Origin of the sequence: Halorubrum zhoui (assembly GCF_051194155.1) — an archaeon.
Lineage (GTDB): Archaea > Halobacteriota > Halobacteria > Halobacteriales > Haloferacaceae > Halorubrum.
Genome location: NZ_JBLZNJ010000002.1, coordinates 14675 through 31739, shown reverse-complemented (window position 1 = coordinate 31739; position 17065 = coordinate 14675). Strand labels below are relative to the sequence as shown.

Annotated in this window: 14 protein-coding genes; 3 read left to right on the top strand and 11 right to left on the bottom strand. The window is 69.3% G+C overall.

Annotated elements, in window-relative coordinates:
* Positions 1-152 precede the first annotated feature (152 nt).
* Both ACNTAO_RS01855 and ACNTAO_RS01850 read left to right on the top strand, forming a co-directional pair.
* Entirely contained in the window at positions 153-605 is a 453-nt protein-coding gene (locus ACNTAO_RS01855; RefSeq protein ID WP_435160247.1) for a desampylase, read from the top strand.
* 219 nt (positions 606-824) lie between these two features.
* A complete protein-coding gene (locus ACNTAO_RS01850; protein ID WP_435160671.1) occupies positions 825-1820 on the top strand; it encodes an agmatinase family protein in 996 nt (331 codons plus the stop codon).
* Here the strand turns inward: ACNTAO_RS01850 and ACNTAO_RS01845 are convergent.
* Positions 1797-2588 carry a type 1 glutamine amidotransferase gene (locus ACNTAO_RS01845; RefSeq protein WP_435160246.1) on the bottom strand — a complete coding sequence of 264 codons (792 nt, stop codon included), beginning with the start codon at positions 2586-2588 and terminating at the stop codon, positions 1797-1799. The two genes, ACNTAO_RS01850 and ACNTAO_RS01845, sit on opposite strands and share 24 nt — an antisense overlap.
* 132 nt (positions 2589-2720) lie before the next feature.
* The gene (locus ACNTAO_RS01840; RefSeq protein ID WP_095635894.1) at positions 2721-2915 is read right to left on the bottom strand and encodes a cold-shock protein; all 195 of its coding nucleotides are present in this window, start codon (positions 2913-2915) and stop codon (positions 2721-2723) included.
* A 201-nt stretch (positions 2916-3116) separates the two neighbouring features.
* On the opposite strand from ACNTAO_RS01840, the gene ACNTAO_RS01835 reads away from it, so the two are divergent.
* The gene (locus tag ACNTAO_RS01835; RefSeq protein ID WP_435160245.1) at positions 3117-5846 is read left to right on the top strand and encodes a heavy metal translocating P-type ATPase; all 2730 of its coding nucleotides are present in this window, start codon (positions 3117-3119) and stop codon (positions 5844-5846) included.
* A gap of 53 nt (positions 5847-5899) precedes the next feature.
* Here the strand turns inward: ACNTAO_RS01835 and ACNTAO_RS01830 are convergent, their stop codons facing one another.
* The 9 genes from ACNTAO_RS01830 to ACNTAO_RS01790 all read right to left on the bottom strand — a co-directional run bounded on the left by ACNTAO_RS01830 (position 5900) and on the right by ACNTAO_RS01790 (position 17001).
* Positions 5900-7324 carry a M20/M25/M40 family metallo-hydrolase gene (locus ACNTAO_RS01830; protein WP_435160244.1) on the bottom strand — a complete coding sequence of 475 codons (1425 nt, stop codon included), beginning with the start codon at positions 7322-7324 and terminating at the stop codon, positions 5900-5902.
* A 137-nt stretch (positions 7325-7461) separates the two neighbouring features.
* Positions 7462-7677 carry a DUF8119 family protein gene (locus tag ACNTAO_RS01825; RefSeq protein ID WP_435160243.1) on the bottom strand — a complete coding sequence of 72 codons (216 nt, stop codon included), beginning with the start codon at positions 7675-7677 and terminating at the stop codon, positions 7462-7464.
* 7 nt (positions 7678-7684) lie between these two features.
* Complete coding sequence (locus ACNTAO_RS01820) at positions 7685-8149, bottom strand: universal stress protein (protein ID WP_435160242.1); 465 nt, start codon at positions 8147-8149, stop codon at positions 7685-7687.
* Positions 8150-8151: 2 nt separating this feature from the next.
* Positions 8152-9855, bottom strand: coding sequence for a sodium:solute symporter family transporter (locus ACNTAO_RS01815; RefSeq protein WP_435160241.1), 1704 nt, complete (start codon positions 9853-9855; stop codon positions 8152-8154).
* Entirely contained in the window at positions 9852-10448 is a 597-nt protein-coding gene (locus ACNTAO_RS01810) for a DUF4212 domain-containing protein (RefSeq protein ID WP_435160240.1), read from the bottom strand. Before ACNTAO_RS01810 ends, ACNTAO_RS01815 begins: the two co-directional genes overlap by 4 nt.
* Positions 10449-10590: 142 nt before the next feature.
* The gene (gene acs / locus ACNTAO_RS01805) at positions 10591-12582 is read right to left on the bottom strand and encodes an acetate--CoA ligase (protein ID WP_435160239.1); all 1992 of its coding nucleotides are present in this window, start codon (positions 12580-12582) and stop codon (positions 10591-10593) included.
* A gap of 72 nt (positions 12583-12654) precedes the next feature.
* The gene (locus tag ACNTAO_RS01800) at positions 12655-14304 is read right to left on the bottom strand and encodes a bacterio-opsin activator domain-containing protein (protein WP_435160238.1); all 1650 of its coding nucleotides are present in this window, start codon (positions 14302-14304) and stop codon (positions 12655-12657) included.
* A gap of 153 nt (positions 14305-14457) precedes the next feature.
* Positions 14458-16437: an acetate--CoA ligase gene (locus tag ACNTAO_RS01795; protein ID WP_435160236.1), complete on the bottom strand. Its 1980-nt coding sequence runs from the start codon at positions 16435-16437 to the stop codon at positions 14458-14460.
* 90 nt (positions 16438-16527) lie between these two features.
* Positions 16528-17001, bottom strand: coding sequence for an MGMT family protein (locus ACNTAO_RS01790; RefSeq protein ID WP_435160235.1), 474 nt, complete (start codon positions 16999-17001; stop codon positions 16528-16530).
* Positions 17002-17065 lie beyond the last annotated feature (64 nt).

Genomic DNA, 17065 nt, shown 5'->3' with positions numbered 1-17065 from the left:
GCCCCTACCTTCTGCCGAGGGGGATAAAAACGAACCGCCAGCGGGGTGAAAGTGAACGGGGCCGACAGACGCACCCGACATGACCGTGCAGCGACAGCTCATGAACAGCCGGTCGCCACCGGATTTATGCGCGTTTCGCCCGGCTGTCAACCATGCTCATGTTCACCCGGCAGGCCGCGGACGCGGTGGCCGACCACGCCAGCAAGGGCGCTCCGGCGGAGGTGTGCGGGGTTCTCGCAGGCTCTCGCGGTCGGTCCTCGGAGTCCGACGGCGACGTCCAGCCCGACCGCGTGACCGACGTGTACCGCACCGAGAACGTCGCCGAATCGCCGCGGACGCGGTATCGGATCGACCCCGAGCGACAGCTCGCGGTCCTCGAGCGGATCGACGCCGAGGGACTCGACGTCGTCGGGTTCTACCACTCGCACCCGACCGGTCCCGCCGAGCCGAGCGAGACGGACACCGCACGGGCGACTTGGCGCGGCTACGCGTACGTCATCTGGACCCCGACAGCCGACCCCGCACTCGGGGCGTGGCGGTGGCGTGGGTCATCGACGGGATTCGAGCAGGAGTCGCTGCGCGTGGCAGATTGCGACGGCTCGTGAGAAACGACCCACTCGGGCGAATCGTTCATACGGTCCGAGTCGGGTAGTCCGAACACCCATGCGGAGCCAACACGCCGAACCGCGCCGACCGCTCGCTATCGAGACGCCGACCACCCACTCGGTCGTGGAGGGCAGGCCGTGACCGACCCGACCGGTCCGGACGCCGACGGCGACCCGATCGCCACCGACGGCGACCCGATCGCCACCGACGGCGACCCGATCGACCGTGCTGCCGCGTTCACGGCGGCGACGACCGGTGCCGACGTGGAACTGGCCTATGCGGGTCGAGAGACCTTCCTGAAAGGCGACCCGCGAGCCATCGACGACGTCGCAGACGTCGACGTCGCCGTCTACGGCGTCCCCTACGACGGTGCCGTCTCGAACCGGCCGGGCGCTCGATATGGACCGACGGCGATTCGGCGGGCGAGCGGGTGGTGGGCGTACCTCTCCGACTACAAGGGCGCACTGACCAACGTCCAGACCGGCGCTCAGGTCGACTTCGACGACCTCGCGGTCGCCGACGTGGGCGACGTGCCGGTGTTCCCGATGGACGCCGAGACGACCGCTGCGAGCATCACGGCACACGCCGCGACGCTCGCCACACAGACGATGCCCGTGATGCTCGGCGGTGACCACTACTGTACGTACCCGGCGGTTCGCGGCCTGTTGGAGGGGAGCGAGTACGAGCGCGTCGGACTCCTCCAGATCGACGCCCACAGCGACACCGTCTCCGAGAGTCCGGTCTTCGGGACCGACTTCCACGGGTCGAGTACCGCCCGCATCGCCGACCTCCCGGGCGTCGACTACGCGTCGATCAGCCAGGTCGGTATCCGCGGCTACGAATCGCCCGAGTTCTTCGAGTTCGCAGACGAGCGGGGGCTCTCTGTGTACACCATGCGAGACGTCTACGACCGGGGGATCCAGCGGGTGGTCTCCGAGGCCATCGCGTCGGCTGCTGCCGACACCGACGCGGTGTACGTCACGTTCGACATCGACGCCGTCGACCCCGGTGTCGCGCCTGGGACGGGGACCCCCACGCCCGGTGGATTGACCGCGCACCAAGCACTCGAGGTGATGCGAGTCGTCGGTGGCCACGACGCAGTCGGTGCGGTCGACCTCATGGAGGTGGCTCCACAGTACGACCCGACGGAGGGCACGGAGCGGCTCGCCTCGTACCTCCTCGTGAGCCTTCTAGAGGGACTGTTCGCCCGGTGAGCCGGCCACGCGTCCTGTCTCGGTGGCTCGCGCTTCGGTGTGGTGCTCATCGACGAGCCGCCGAAAGTTCTCGAACACGCGCCCGCGGGTGACGTCTGCAAACGTGTGGTCGCGCTCGTCCCACGCGAAGCGGTCGACGAGGGTCTCGCGGTGGTGCGCCCCAATCTCGGGGTGGAACTGGACGGTCCACACGGGGGCTGTTTGGTGACGGGTCCCGAACACCGGCGCGTGGTCGGCGCTGGCGACGACCGAGAGCCCCTCACCGACCTCGGTGACGGCGTCGCCGTGCAGGGAGACGACGACCGGCGCGACGCCGTCGAACAGTGGGTCTTCCGCGAGGCCGGCCTCGACGAGCGCGGCCGTCGTGCCGACCGGCTCGACGGTCCCCCCGAGCGCCGCGTTCACGATCTGGTGGCCGAAACAGACGCCGAGCGTCGGGATCGAGCGGTCGACGAGTTCGCGGACGAGCGCTGCCTGGTCGGCTATCCACGGGCGGTCGTCGGCCTCGTACACCCCGGCGGTGCTGCCGGTGAGCACGACGCCGGCGGCCCGATCGAGAGGGACCCGCTCGCCGTGTACGAAGTCGACGGGCGTCGCCTCGGGAAACCACGAGGCGAGCGCGTCACTGTGATAGGTGCTTTCCGGGTCCGGCTCGCTGTGTACGACGTAGAGCTCGTCCGCCGACTCGGGGTCGCCCTCGTCTACGGCGTCGCGGTCTGTCTGCTCACGCGTATCGACCGGTCCGTCGGCGGCCGTCTCTCCGGACATCGATCCTCTATCGGCCCCACCTCGTGTTAAGCGTTATCACGGCGAGTGGGTGCGTACCTGGCGCGGCCGCTCAGCGGAGAATATACACGAGACGCGGTTCGAGGGCGATCCCGACGGACGCCTGTCGGTGACCTAGAGACGTGTGAGGTTCTTCGCGCGCGGCCCCTTGTCTGCCTCCTCGATTTCGAACTCTACCTCCTGGCCTTCCTCGAGGTCCGGGCCGCCGACGTCTTCCATGTGGAAGAACACGTCCTCGTCAGCGTCGTCAGTCTCGATGAATCCGTAACCGCCGGTGTCGTTGAAGAAGTCGACCTTGCCTGTCGCCATCGCGTCCGCACAGACGCGAAACCACACAATAAGTGTTTGCCATACCGACTCCCCGGGCGACTGTCACACAGCACCCCTCGCGTCACCGCGAACCCGGCCCAAAATCCGGGCTGGACTTTGGAATCTGAAGTATCGCGTCTCGAGAGTCGAATTATCGTAACCACAATCGGAATGAGTAGGGGACTCGTATCTATACACAGCATGACCACCGAGACCACCCACCTCGAGATCGGCGGGATGTCCTGTGCCACCTGTGCAGGGACCGTCACGGAGTCACTCGAGGCGCTAGAGGGCGTCGAGACGGCGTCGGTGAACGTCGCGACGGACGAGGGAACCGTCGCGTACGACCCCGATCGCGTCGGGGTCGACCGGCTCTTCGAGACGATCCGCGACGCCGGCTACGACCCGGTTACCGAGACCGTGACCGTCGGGGTCGGCGGCATGAGCTGTTCGACGTGTGCGGCGACCACCGAGGAGGCGGTCGACGCCGTGTCGGGCGTGATCGACGTCGACGTCAACGCCGCGACGGACGAGGCTCGCGTCGAGTACAATCCGGCCGAAGCGTCGCTCAAGGACGTCTACGCCGCGATCGACGATGCAGGGTTCGAGCCGATCACGGACGAGTCGGACGGCGCTCTCCCCGACGCGACGGATGGAGTCGCCGACGAACCGGGCTCTCACGAGAGCGCGGCCACGAGAGAGCTCGTCCATCAGCGACGACTCGTCCTCGCCGGGGGTCTCCTCACCCTCCCGTTCTGGTTCCTGATGGGCGACATGGTCGGGCTCTACACCGTGCCCGAGACGGTCGCCGGCGTCAACCTCGGGTGGATCCAGTTCGCCATCGCGACGACGCTCATGGCGACGTTGGGGCGGGAGTTCGTCGCTGGCGCCTGGCGCGCCTGGCAGAACGGTCACGACGTGAACATGGACACGCTCGTCGCGGTCGGGACGACCGCGGGATACGGCTTCAGCACCGCGGTGCTCGTCTCGCCGCTCGTCGGTGCCCCACTCGTCGGTGACCTCTACTTCGAGGCGGTCGCGTTCATCCTCTGGTTCATCACCGTCGGCAACTGGCTGGAGGCGCGCTCGAAGGCCCGCGCCAGCGACGCGCTGCGCGAGTTGCTCCGCTTGCGTGCCGACGAGGCGACGATCGTCGACGACGACGGAACGGAACGAACCGTCCCGGTCGAGGCGGTCGACGTCGGCGACGTCACGAAGGTTCGCCCCGGCGAGCGCGTTCCGACCGACGGCGTGGTCGTCGACGGCGAGTCCGCGGTCGACGAGTCGATGCTGACCGGCGAGTCGGTCCCCGTCGAGAAGACGCCCGGCGACGAGGTCGTCGGCTCCACGGTCAACGAGAACGGGGTGCTGCTCGTCGAGGCCACGCAGGTGGGCAGCGACACGGCTGTCAGCCGGATCGTCGAGCGCGTCAAGGCGGCCCAGTCGCGACAGCCGGACGTCCAGCGGCTCGTCGACCGCGTGTCGAGCGTGTTCGTCCCAGCGGTCATCGCCAACGCGCTCCTGTGGGCGGTCCTCTGGGCACTGTTCCCCGAGACGCTCGCGGCCGTCGTGGAGTGGCTCCCGCTGTGGACGCCGGTCGGTGGCGGTCCCGTCGCCGGTGGGGTGTCGATCCTCGAGTTCTCAATGGTCGTCTTCGCCTCCGCGGTCCTGATCGCGTGCCCCTGTGCGCTCGGGCTCGCGACGCCCGCCGCGACCATGGTCGGATCGACGGTCGCAGCGACGAACGGCGTCCTCTTTGACGGCGGCGACGTGCTCGAACGAGTTCGTGACGTCGACACCGTCGTCTTCGATAAGACGGGTACGCTCACCCACGGGGCGATGGCACTCACGGACGTGGTCGCGTTCGTGGACGGCGAACCGGCCGGTGAGACCGCCTCCGATGAGGGGACAACACCCGCCCCAGACGGGGGGGTCGCGGTCGACCCGGCCGCAGATTCGGACGTCACCGACGCCGGCGACGACGCCACCGTTCCGGCGACCGAGCCCGAGCGGCGGCTCCTCCGTGCGGCCGCGACCGCCGAGTCCGGCAGCGAACATCCGCTCGGCGAGGCGATCGTCGACGGGGCCCGCGAGCGCGGCGTCGACGTGGAGCGACCGACGGCGTTCACGGCCGTCCCCGGACACGGCGTTCGCGCGACGACCGAGACCGGTGAGGTGGTCGTCGGCAACCGCGCGCTCCTCCGCGACCACGGCGTCGACCCCGGTCCCGCAGAGGAGACGATGCGTCGATTAGAGAACGAGGGGAAGACTGCGATGGCCGTCGCACACACCGGGTCGACGGACGCGGGCGGAGAACTCCTCGGGGTCGTCGCGACGGCAGACACGGTTCGCGAGAGCGCACGAGAGACGGTCGACACGCTCCACGATCGAGGGGTCGCGGTGTCGATGCTCACCGGCGACAACGAACGCACCGCGCGAGCCGTCGCCGCGCAGGTCGGCATCGACCCGGACCGGGTCCGCGCCGAGGTTCTCCCCGAGGACAAAGCCGACGCCATCGAATCGATCCAGGCAGACGGCAGCCACGCGGTCATGGTCGGCGACGGGGTCAACGACGCGCCGGCGCTCACGACCGCGACGGTGGGCGTCGCCATCGGCTCCGGGACCGACGTGGCGATCGAAGCCGCGGACGTGACGCTGATGCGTGACGACCCGCGTGACGTGCTCAAGGCGCTTCGCGTCTCCGAGGCGACCATCGCGAAGGTCAGACAGAACCTGTTCTGGGCGCTCGCGTACAACGCGACGCTCGTGCCGCTCGCCTCGCTCGGGCTGTTGAATCCCGCCGTCGCCGGTGCGGCGATGGCCGGGTCGTCGGTGTCGGTGATGACGAACAGCCTCGCGTTCCGGCGGTACACGCCGGACCACGACTACCGGTTCCTGCTCACGCGTCCGTTCCGTCGGTTGTTCGCCTGACGGGAGCCGAGCGAGCGTCGGCACTCTCCGTTGGGTCGGGCGATCGAGCGTGTTCACTGCTCGGCGAGCGACTCGATCAGCCGGGCGCTCGTGCGGATCCCGTTCTCGAAGCAGCCGAGGTCGAGGTGCTCGTTCGGTGAGTGATTTCTTTGGTCGTGGTTCGCGTACGGCACGACGAGGACCGGGACGTCGGCGAGTGCGGGCACGGTGCGGAAGTACGCGGCCGGCAGACTGCCGCCGAGGAGGGGCAGTTCGACCGGCTCCTCACCCCACACCGCCTGCAGGGACGCCCTGACTGGCGCTGCGGCCGGCGTGTCGACGGGCGTCTGCATCGGCGGAAAGCTGCTCCGATATCGAACGTCGGCGCCGGGCTCGCGGGCCTCGAGGTGGTCGCGAACCGCCTCGAAGACCGCCCGTGGCTCCTGGTCGGGAACGAGTCGAAAGTCGAGCTTCGCCGACGCGCGCGCCGGGAGCACGGTCTTGCCGCCCTCGCCCTGGTAGCCGCCCTCGAGGCCGTTGACCGTCATGCTCGGTCGCGTCAGGAGCCGCTCGTAGTACGGATCGTCGGTGGCGAACCCGTCGAGGTCGAGCGCCTCACGGATCGCCGCGCTGTCGTCGGGGATCGCCTCGACGAGCGCCCGGGCTGCCTCGGTGATCGCAACGTCATCGTCGAAGCCATCGATCGCGATACCGTCGCCGTCGTCGGCGCGCATGGACGCCAGCAGCTCCACGAGTCGGTTCGTGGCGGCGGGGACCGGCCCGCCGAAGTTGCCGGAGTGAAGGTCGGCGTTCGCCGTTCGAACGTTGAGTTGCACGGAGAGCACGCCGCGGTTGCCGTACAGCAGCGTGGGCACCCCGGTTGGCGTTCCGTCGCGGTCGGCGACCGCGTGCCGCGGCCCGTCGGCGACCATCACGAGGTCGACGTCGGCGAGTTCGTCGGGGTCCGCTCCGAGGTACTCGCGGAGTCCCTCGCTGCCGCTCTCTTCGCCGCCCTCCACGAGTAGCTTCACCCGAACGTCTGGGAACGCGTCCGCGGCGCAGAGCGCGTCGACGGCGAACGCGTGTGCGGCGAACTGGCCCGTGTTGTCGCCGGCTCCGCGGGCGTACACCGCGCCGTCGCGGACGGCCGGCTCGAACGCGGGTGTCGTCCAGGCCGACGGGTCCCCCGGCGGCTGGACGTCGTAGTGGCCGTAGAACAGGACGGTGGGGACCGTAGCCGACGCGTCAGCGACCGCGTCGGGGACGTACTCGGCGTACACGAGCGGGTATCGGCCCGTCTCGACCTGCTCGACGACCATGCCACACTCGTCGAGGACCGAGCCGACGAGGGGTGCGGCCGCCTCCATCCCCTCGCCGGTCGCCGAGACGCTCGGCTGTGCGAGCAGCTCGAAGAGCCGCTCTCTGTAGGTGTCGAGCCGTGCCGTCACCGCGCGGTCGACGGGGTCGTCGTCTCTCGCCGTGGTCGAATCGTCGGTCATGCCGGGTCGGACGACGGCCCACATCCTCGCCCTTGTGGTCGCGGCACCCGTCGCCGGTGGCCGCGAGTCCGTGCTGCGAGACGGTCGACGGTGGCGGGTTCGAGCGGTGAGCTCGGCTGGCGGCCGGCCCGACCCGGTCAGGCCGTCTCCTTCGCCGCCGACAGCGAGAACACGAACCCGAAGTACGCGGGGACGCCGGCGAGCATGAACATGACGTACGCCCACTGCGGAGCGGTCGCGAACGGGTACTCGAACAACAGCGAGACGAGCGTCACCCACCCGAGCGCGAAGACGAGGTCGAACACCATCCCGGTCCGATGCGTCCGGACGTGGTCGCGGAGGCGGCCGCTCACGAATTTCTCACGACTCCTCCTCGACGTAGTCGACGACGAGCACCGGGACGTGCGTCGACCGGAGCGTTCGTTCGGTGACACTCCCGAGGAGCGCCCGCCGAACCCCCGACCGGCCGTGGCTCCCCATCACGATCAGGTCGACGCCGGCCTCCTCGGCGTAGTCGGCGATGACGTCTTGGGGCCGGCCGCCGGCGTGCCGCTCGACCGCGTCGAGGCCGGCCGCCGTCGCACGGTCGAGGACGCGTCCCGTCGCCGCCTCGGCGTCCTCGCGGAGCTCCGTCATCTCCGCGAAGTTCCCCTGGCGGATCCGGTCGACCTGCTCGGTGCCGAGGCTGTACGCCACCATGTCCGTGTCCGCCACGAACAGGGCGTGTATCGTGGCGTCGTACTTGCTTGCGACGTCGACCGCGTGGTCGACGGCCGCGTTCGCGACGTCGCTTCCGTCTGTGGGAACGAGGATGTCGTCGTACATGATCAGTCGTCCGCCGGCGTCTCACCGGTTCGGTCGGCGACGACCTCGGCGGCCGTCGTGTTCTTCGGCATCGGCTCCGGACTGTGACACTGTCGCACCATCTGTTTGGTTCGCAGCGGTGGCTCGTCGGTGACCGCAGACACCAGTATCGTCACCGCGAAGACGATCGGAACGCCCACCAGCGCCGCCCCGATGGCGGGCATCCACGTCTCGAGGAATGGGACGAACGCGGTCTGGCCCTCCGGTGTGGTGAGTATCCCGAAGTTCGCCTCGTTGAGCATCGGCACGAACCAGACGGTGAGTCCGGTGGTCATCCCTGCGAGCGCGCCTTGCCGATTCGTGTTCTCCCACCAGAGGCCGAGGAAGAACATCGGGAACAACACGATGGCGGCGAGTGAGAACGCGTACGAGACGAGCGCCGCGATCGGCTGTTGGGGGTCGAGCGCGAAGACGATGGTGAGGAGCCCGATGGCGACGATGCTCAGGCGGCCGACGAGCACCTGCTGTCGCTGCGTGGCGTCCTCGTTGACGATGTTCGCGTAGATGTCGTGTGAGATCGCCGACGAGGCGGCGATGAACAGTCCCGCGACCGTCGCGATCGCGGCGGCGATCCCGCCGGCGGCGACGAAGCCGACCAGCCACGGGGGAAGGTTCGCGAGCTGGGCGGCGAGCACGACGATGACGTCGGCGGCCGCGCTGCTCATCCCGGGGTCACCGTAGACCGCACCGACCTGGTCGCCGTACAGCGAGGTCCCGAACGCGGCGAACGCCGGCGCGCTCAGATAGAGGATGGAGATGAAAAACAGCCCCCAGGCGCACGACCACCGAGCGGTCCGCTCGTTCTCGACCGTGTAAAATCGCACGAGCACGTGCGGGAGCCCACACGTCCCGAAGACGAGGCTGAAACAGGTGGCGATCCAAAGGTAGTAGCTCCCACCGGCGAACGGTGCCGAGAACTCCGCGCCCAGTGCGGTGATCAGCGCTCCGTACTGGAGCTGGGGGACGAACGTCGAGTAGCCGGCGGCCCACCCCGTCGCGAACAGCCCGACGAGGAACGCGCCGATGAGGATAATGTACTGCAGCGCCATGTTCTTGGTCGCGCCGAGCATCCCCGACAGCGTGAGGTACCCGATCGTGAGCAGCATGAACAGGATCATCATCGCCTGGTAGGCGTCGAGTCCGGGGATGGGGACGACCTGGGTGATGTCACCGAGAATGTACATTCCCACGAGCCCCATGCCGCGCGCCTGGCCGATCGCGTAGACGAACCCGATGAGGAACGTCGTGACCGCTGCGAGCGCCCGCGCGGTGTCGGAGTTGAATCGATCGCCGACGAAGTCCGGTGCGGTGTACTTGCCGAACCGTCGCATCTGAGCGGCCATGAAGATGAGCAACACGAAGTATCCGGTCGTCCACCCGACGACGAACGCGAGCCCGTAGACGCCCGAGAGCGCGATGAGCGCGGCCATGCCGAGGTACGACGCCGCGGACATCCAGTTCGCGCCGATCGCCATCCCGTTCTCGAGGTTCCCGATGGAGCGTCCGGCGACCCACATGTCGTCGGTGTCGGCGACTTTGAACGCGAAGCCGACTCCGAGGAACAGCGTCATCATCCCGACGACGATGACCGCGGGGACGATCTTGAACCCGATCTCGAGGCCCTCGGGGAGGAGATCAGCCTGGAGGAGGGTCGGGACCGCGCTCACGGCTCGACACCTCCGTCAACCGCGGTCGTCGGCTCGGCGTCCGGCTCGGCGTCAGGCGGCGCGTCGGCGGACGGTTGGACGATGCCGTACTTCTCGTCGATCCGGTCTCGTCGGCGGGCGTACCACACCGACAACAACAGCGCGGCGGTCGGTCCGCCTATCGCGATGGCGAAGTAGTGGAACGGGAAGCCGATTACCGGCAGCGTCGTCGTCATCGCGTCGGGCGCGATCGCGGTCGCCGTGATCGGTCCGAACGTCGTGAGCGCCCAGACGCCGAACCCGATCCAGATCACCCGGAGGTGGTCCCGCATGAACGGAGTCGCCGGGTTCAACAGGTTGATCTCGACGTCGAGGTAGTCTATCTCGCGTTCGCGTTCGACGTCGGTGCGGCCGCCGTCGGTTCGGTGGGAGTCGGCGGCTCCGCCGTCGGTGCGGAGCCGACTCGCCGGGTCGCCGTCGGCGCTCGCGTGGACGTGGCCGGTCCGCCGCTGGCGGGCGTCTCCGGTGGCCGTCGGCGGCCGGTCGGGGACGGTTTCGTCGGTCGATCGTGGTCGGTCGCGGTCGGGTCGAGCGTGCGTGTCGTTATCTGTCATAGATCGTGTCGTGCGTCGTGGTCGCGTGTGTCGTGTGCATGTATCGTGGCCGTGTGTGGTGCGCGTCGAAGTCGGGCGTGTCGAGGTCGGGCGTGTCGTCGCCGATGGCCGGCGACCTCGCGAACGTCCGGGCGACTGCCCGCTACTCGGTCACCTGTGCCTGGATGTCGGCGACGATCTCGGGGTTCCGGAGCGTGCTGGTGTTGCCGATCTCCTCGCCGTCTGCGATGTTCTCGAGGAGCCGGCGCATGATCTTCCCGGACCGGGTCTTCGGCAGGTCGGGACTGAAGACGACCTGTTCGGGTCGGGCGATCGGCCCGATCGCGTCCTCGACGCCCGCGACGATCGCCTCGCGCAGCGTCTCGTCGCCCTCGTAGCCGTCTTCGGTGATGACGTACGCGTAGACGGCCTCGCCTTTGATGTCGTGGTTGCCACCGACGACCGCGGCCTCGGCAACGCCCTCGACGCCGACGATGGCCGACTCGATCTCCATCGTGCCGAGCCGGTGTCCGGAGACGTTGATCACGTCGTCGACCCGACCGAGTACGGTGATGTAGCCGTCCTCGTCGATCTTCGCGCCGTCTTCGGGGAAGTACACCCAGTCGTCGGGGTCGTCGCTGTCGACGTCTGAGTACTCGGCCCAGTACTCGTCGATGTACCGCTCGTCGTTACGATACAGCGTCCGGAGCATCCCGGGCCACGGCTTCTGTACGGTGAGGTATCCCGCCTGCCCGGGCTCGATCGGCTCGCCGGCCGCGTCGACCAACTCGACGTCGACGCCCGGCAGCGGCGGCCCCGCCGACCCGGGTTTCATTTTTTTGACCCCGGGCAGCGTCGTGATCATCATTCCGCCGGTCTCGGTCTGCCACCACGTGTCGACGACTGGACACGAGTCGTCGCCGATGTGCGTGTAGTACCACGTCCACGCACGCGGGTTGATCGGCTCGCCGACCGTGCCGAGCAGCCGGAGCGAAGAGAGGTCGTGTCGGTCCGGGTACTCCGTGCCCCACTTCATGAACGCGCGGATCGCGGTGGGCGCGGTGTACAGCTGCGTCGCGTCGTACGCCTCGACGATCTCCCAGAGTCGGTCGCGGTCCGGGTAGTCGGGCGTCCCCTCGTACATCATCGTCGTCGTCCCGAGTGCGAGCGGGCCGTAGACGATGTACGAGTGGCCGGTGATCCAGCCGATGTCGGCCGCACAGAAGTACGTGTCTTCGGGCTTCACGTCGAGGACGGCCTGCGAGGTCCACGACACCCACGAGAGGTAGCCGCCGGTGGTGTGTTTGACCCCCTTCGGCTGGCCCGTGGTGCCGGAGGTGTACATGAGAAACAGCATGTCCTCTGCGTCCCGCGTGACCGGCTCGACCGTCGCGCCGGCGTGGGCTCCGACGAGGTCGCCGTAGTCGTGCTGGGCCGCGCCGAGGTCGTGGCCGAAGTCGTCGCCGTTCGGACCGAGCCGGTCGACGACGACAGTCGTGGTGTCGTGTTCGACGTCGGCGAGTCCCTCGTTCGCCTTCGCCAGGTGGTCCAGTGGATCGCCGCGGCGGTAGTATCCGTCACACGTGATCAGGTACTCGGAGTCGGCGGCGTTCATCCGCGTGGCGAGCGCCTCGGCCGAGAAGCCCGCGAAGACGACGCTGTGTGGCGCACCGATGCGCGCACACGCGAGCATCGCGACCGGCAGCTCCGGGATCATCGGCATGTACATCGTGACGACGTCGTCGGCCTCGACGCCCTGCTCGCGGAGCGCGGCCGCGAACTCGTTCACCTCCCGGTGGAGCTCCTCGTAGGTGTACGTCCGGTTCGCCTCGTCGACCGGCTCGCCGACCCACTCGATGGCGGCCTCGTCGCCACGCTCGTCGAGGTGTCGGTCGAGACAGTTCGCGGAGGCGTTCAGTTCGCCCCCGGTGAACCACTCGAAAAACGGCGGGTCGCTGTCGTCGAGCACCTGGTCGTACGGTGATTCCCAGGTGAGCAGGTCGGCGGCCTCCTCCCAGCAGTGCGGCCACTCCGCGTCGAACCGCTCGTACACGTCCGGATCCGAGACGTTCGCCTGCGAGACGAAGGCGTCGGACGGCTCGAACACGTCCTGTGCTTCCAACCGCGCTTCCAGCTGTCCGTCATCGTCTGTCATGCGTTCGATCGTATACACCGACCCCCCTTACATAAACAACCACCCTAAATACGGAAAGATCGTGATAGTTATTCACGAGTGGCGATCGGCGTCTCGGCGTGGCTCGGCGCTCGCCGGCTCGAAGAGCGCGTCGAACATCGCCCGCTCGGCCTTCCGGAGGTGGTTGTGAAACGTCGGCGAGGAGACGTCCATCGCGTCGGCCACCTCCTCTGCCGTGCTGTCGCGCGGCCAGTCGAAGTACCCACTGTGGTAGGCGGCCGACAGCGCGGCGAGCTGCCGGTCGGTAAGTCGGCTTGTGGCGTCCTCGCGCAGCGCGGACTCGGTACGCGCCCGCCGGGTCGTCGACTCCTTACTCGTGAGTCGGGTGCCAGTGTACGCCCGCCGCAGGTCGTCGGCGACCTGTCGGATCGCGGTCCCGTCTGGGAAGTCGGCGGCCACGCGCACGGACCCGGAGACGGCCGTCGCCTCGCGGATTCGTGCACCGCGCGCGCTGAGTGCGTGGACGATCGACCCGCCGGTCGCCCGAACGGACACCGTACAGCCGTCTGCACGCGTCTCGACCACGCTGAGTGACCCGACCGCGTCGGGGGCGGTAAGCGCGTCGGCAACCGCCTGTGGGCCGGCTCCGGTCACGGTGAGGAACCACCGTGCCGCGTCCGCAGAGACCGGGACCGTCGACTCGAGGGTGAGTTCGCACTCTACGGCCGCGCTCGTCGACGCGAGGACGTCCGCCGCCGCGGCCGTGTGAAACTCGACGGCGGTGACGCCGTCCGAGTGGAGCAGTTCGCGCCACCGGCCGGCGGTGACCGCCCACCCCAGACATCGCCCGACCGTCTGGGTCGCTCGCCGGTCGGCAGCCGTCGGCGACAGCGCGTCGTCGACCGCGAGACACAGCGCGCCGTAGGTCGTCTCGCCGTGGCGAACCGGGGCCGCGACCCACCGCACGCCGTCGACGACAGCGGTCGTCACCGTCCCCCCCTCGATCGCCTCCCGCCACGGCGGATCGCCCGGCTCGACGCGGTCCGTCGACGGCGTTCGCCGGACCACTCGAGCGTCCCGGAAGCGATCGCTCGCTGCCAGCCGCGCCGTCACGGTCTCGAACAGTCGGTCGCGGCCCGTCGCCTCCGTCGCGGCCTCGACCGCCTCGAGGAAGGGCACCACGTCGGGGCGGTCGGCGCGGTCAAGCGCCGCCGCGACCGCGTCTCCGTCGAGCGACTCGAGGTGGTCATCGAGCGCGGCCAGCGTCTCCCAGCCGCCCGCCGCGCGGACGACGTTCGGATCGAGGCCGCGGTCGCGGAGCAGCCAGCGGGCGAATCGCTCCCTGAGCGCCCGAGGAGTGACGGACGACAGCGCCGGATCCGGCCGAGTCTCGGCCGCACGTGTGCCGGTCTCGCGCACCAGCATCTGGATGCGACGCGTCGACACCGGCACAAACGGATCCGTGTCGTCCAGGTCCATCCGTTCGGCGTACGCCCGAAGCGACGCCGCGAGCGACGCCGGCACCGGAGCCTCGCGGTCGACGGCGTCGCCGTCTGCCGTCGGGACCGCGAGCAGCGCGACCGACGACGTCGGCGGCTCGCGAAGGTCACCCGGTCGGACCCGCGGCAGCTCGCTCGTGCGCAACCCGGCTTCCCCAGCGAGGCGAACGACGATCTCGGCCCGCGTCGTCGTCGCCGCCGCGACCAGCGCGTCGTACGACGCCCGTGACAGCGTCTCGCCCATCGTTTCGGATCCGTATGCGAGTCCGAAGTGAGAACGTTTCGATCGGTCGCGTCGGTGGATCCTCCCGCGCACGAGCGGGAGACGTCCCGGGCTGGTGTGGAGCTCAGAACGACGTTCGGCTTACACGACGATTCCGAAACGAGACGTCGCCGCTCACTCCGGCGTCGAGGCGTCCTCGCGGACGGCCGAGGCGATCTCACCGACGATTTCGGGGTTGCGAAGGGCGCTCACGTCACCCAACGCCTCGTCGCGGGCGACGTCCGCCAGCAGTCGACGCATCACCTTCCCGGATCGGGTCTTCGGGAGATCCGTGGTGAACACGATCTGGTCGGGAACCGCGGCGGCGACGACGTCCGTCTCGACCGCCGCGGCGATGGCCTCGCGGTGGTCGGCCCTCGGTCGGCCGTCGGAGCGCGTGACGACGTACGCGACGATCGCTCCACGGTCGTCGGTCACCGCGGCCGCCTCGACGACGCCGTCGACGCCGACGATCGCCGCCTCGAGCGTACCGACGCTGAATCGCGTGCCGGACGCTTTGAGCACGTCGTCGACGCGACCCAGGATGCGTACGTAGCCGTCCTCGTCGACGACTGCGCGGTCACCAGTCCGGTATCGCCAGCCGTCGTCGGTCTCGACCCAGTCCGTCTCGCGGGTGCGGTCGTCGCCTGTGCGGGTGCGGTCGTCGCCCGCGTGGCGTCCTCGACACATGCCGGGCCACGGCGCGGTCAGTGTGAGCACACCAGGCTCACCGGGGTCGACCGGGTCGCCGTCTTCGTCGACGACGAGGGCGTCGATCCCCGGCAGCGGGGGCCCCACGGCACCGGGCTTCATCGGCGTGACGCCGGGCAGCGTCGCCAGGAGGATGGCGCCGGTCTCGGTCTGCCACCACGTGTCGACGACCGGCGTCTCGCCGTCACCGACGTGGTCGCGATACCAGTGCCACGTCTCCGGCGTGATCGACTCGCCGACCGTCCCCAACAGCCGTATCGACGAGCAGTCGTACTCCTCGAGTGCCGCGGCCCCCCGCTTCACGAGCGACCGGATCGTCGTCGGCGAGGTGTAGAAGACGGTCACGTCGTGTCGGTCGATGCGCTCTGCGATCCGGTCGGGCGTGTCGGAGAACCCCTCGTCCATCAGGACCGTCGTCCCGACCGCGAGCGGACCGTACACGCCGTACGAGTGGCCGGTGACCCAGCCGATGTCGGCCGCACAGAAGTAGGTGTCTGTGGGTCGCACGTCGAGCACGGTTCGCGTCGTCCACGCCACGTGCGAGAGGTACCCACCCGTCGTGTGCTCGACGCCCGTCGGCTGTCCGGTCGTCCCGGAGGTGTACATCACGAACAACCGGTCCGTAGCACGACGCGTGACGGGGTCGACGGTCGTGCCCTCGTGGCTCGCACAGAGGGCTCCGTAGTCGACCTCGTCGGGACCGAGCGACACCTCGAGTGCGTCGCCGAGCCGGTCGACCACCACCGTGGCCGCGAGGTCGACCTCGCTCCGTACCCGCGCGGTGTCGGCGCGGGACTTCTGGTTGAACGCGTCCCCGCGGCGGTAGTAGCCGTCACACGTGATCAGCACCGTCGAGTCGGCCGCGTCGAGGCGGGCCGCGAGCGCCTCCGCCGACAGCCCGGCGAAGACGACGTTGTGGACCGCTCCGAGACGCGCACACGCGAGCATTGCGACCGGTAGCTCCGGGATCATCGGCAGGTACAGCGTCACGACGTCGCCGGCGTCCACGCCGAGTTCACGGAGCCCGGCGGCGGCGGCGTTCACCGCACGGGAGAGGTCGGCGTACGTGTACGACCGCTGTTCGCCGCGCCGTCCGACCCACCGAACGGCGAGCTGGTTCGGCCGCGTCTCCACGTGACGGTCGACGCAGTTGACGGCGGCGTTGAGCCGGCCGTCAGGGAACCACTCGTACGCCGGCGGCTCGCCGCCGAGGACCGTCTGGGGGTCGCGATCCCACTCGAGACACGCCGCCGCCCTTCGCCAGGCGTCAGGCCACGTCTCGGTGAACCGCTCGTACACCGTCGGGTCCGAGACCGCGGCCGACTCCCGAAACGACGTGCGTGGGTCGATCGCGTCGTCCCGCTGTGCCCCGGCGTCGAGGTACGAACGCTCCCCCTCGTCCATGCTCGTACACGCCGTCGGCCCACGGTATAGTTTCTCGGGGTCGACGCCGCGCGGGTGGGTCGGTCGTTCGGCCGTGGAGTCGGCCGCCGATCAGAGTCCCTCGGCGCGCCGGAGGGCGTCGCGGACGGAGGCTGGCGTCGCGTACGGGCCGCCGTCGACGCGGTGGTCGGGAACGAGTATCGGCACCGGGTTCGCCCGCAGTGCCGCCGTCACCGTCTCGAGGTCGTCGGCCTCGTTCGGGTCGGACCCGGCGAGCCGAGTGAGCCGGCTCACCGACACCGACTGGCCGGCCGGGACCGACCGGAGCGCCTCTAACACGCGTCGCTGGTCGGTCGCGAGGGTGAGCCCGACCTCGGCCGTCGCGAGCGCTTCGAACGCGTCGGTCGATCCGTCGATGGCTGCACCGATGTGATCGAGAAGGAGATGCTCTCGTCCCGCGTCGCTCGGCGTGGTGGAGGGGAACCGCACCGCGATCACCCGACCTCCGGCGACACCGAGTTCGACCACCGCGTCGATCGACTCGTACTCACGCGCGTAGACGCCTGCGCTCGCGTGCTCGTCCATGCGGCGTACGAGACACTCGCCGCAGAAATCGACCGTGGTCCGACCCGGCGCGGCCTCGCTGCCC

What these genes read in the sequence shown, in the direction of transcription:
- ACNTAO_RS01855 (WP_435160247.1), top strand. Translation starts at nt 153, where the DNA reads ATGCTCATGTTCACCCGGCAGGCCGCGGACGCGGTGGCCGACCACGCC.
- ACNTAO_RS01845 (WP_435160246.1), bottom strand. Translation starts at nt 2,588, where the DNA reads ATGTCCGGAGAGACGGCCGCCGACGGACCGGTCGATACGCGTGAGCAG.
- ACNTAO_RS01840 (WP_095635894.1), bottom strand. Translation starts at nt 2,915, where the DNA reads ATGGCGACAGGCAAGGTCGACTTCTTCAACGACACCGGCGGTTACGGA.
- ACNTAO_RS01835 (WP_435160245.1), top strand. Translation starts at nt 3,117, where the DNA reads ATGACCACCGAGACCACCCACCTCGAGATCGGCGGGATGTCCTGTGCC.
- ACNTAO_RS01830 (WP_435160244.1), bottom strand. Translation starts at nt 7,324, where the DNA reads ATGACCGACGATTCGACCACGGCGAGAGACGACGACCCCGTCGACCGC.
- ACNTAO_RS01820 (WP_435160242.1), bottom strand. Translation starts at nt 8,149, where the DNA reads ATGTACGACGACATCCTCGTTCCCACAGACGGAAGCGACGTCGCGAAC.
- ACNTAO_RS01810 (WP_435160240.1), bottom strand. Translation starts at nt 10,448, where the DNA reads ATGACAGATAACGACACGCACGCTCGACCCGACCGCGACCGACCACGA.
- acs (WP_435160239.1), bottom strand. Translation starts at nt 12,582, where the DNA reads ATGACAGACGATGACGGACAGCTGGAAGCGCGGTTGGAAGCACAGGAC.
- ACNTAO_RS01800 (WP_435160238.1), bottom strand. Translation starts at nt 14,304, where the DNA reads ATGGGCGAGACGCTGTCACGGGCGTCGTACGACGCGCTGGTCGCGGCG.
- ACNTAO_RS01795 (WP_435160236.1), bottom strand. Translation starts at nt 16,437, where the DNA reads ATGGACGAGGGGGAGCGTTCGTACCTCGACGCCGGGGCACAGCGGGAC.
- ACNTAO_RS01790 (WP_435160235.1), bottom strand. Translation starts at nt 17,001, where the DNA reads ATGGACGAGCACGCGAGCGCAGGCGTCTACGCGCGTGAGTACGAGTCG.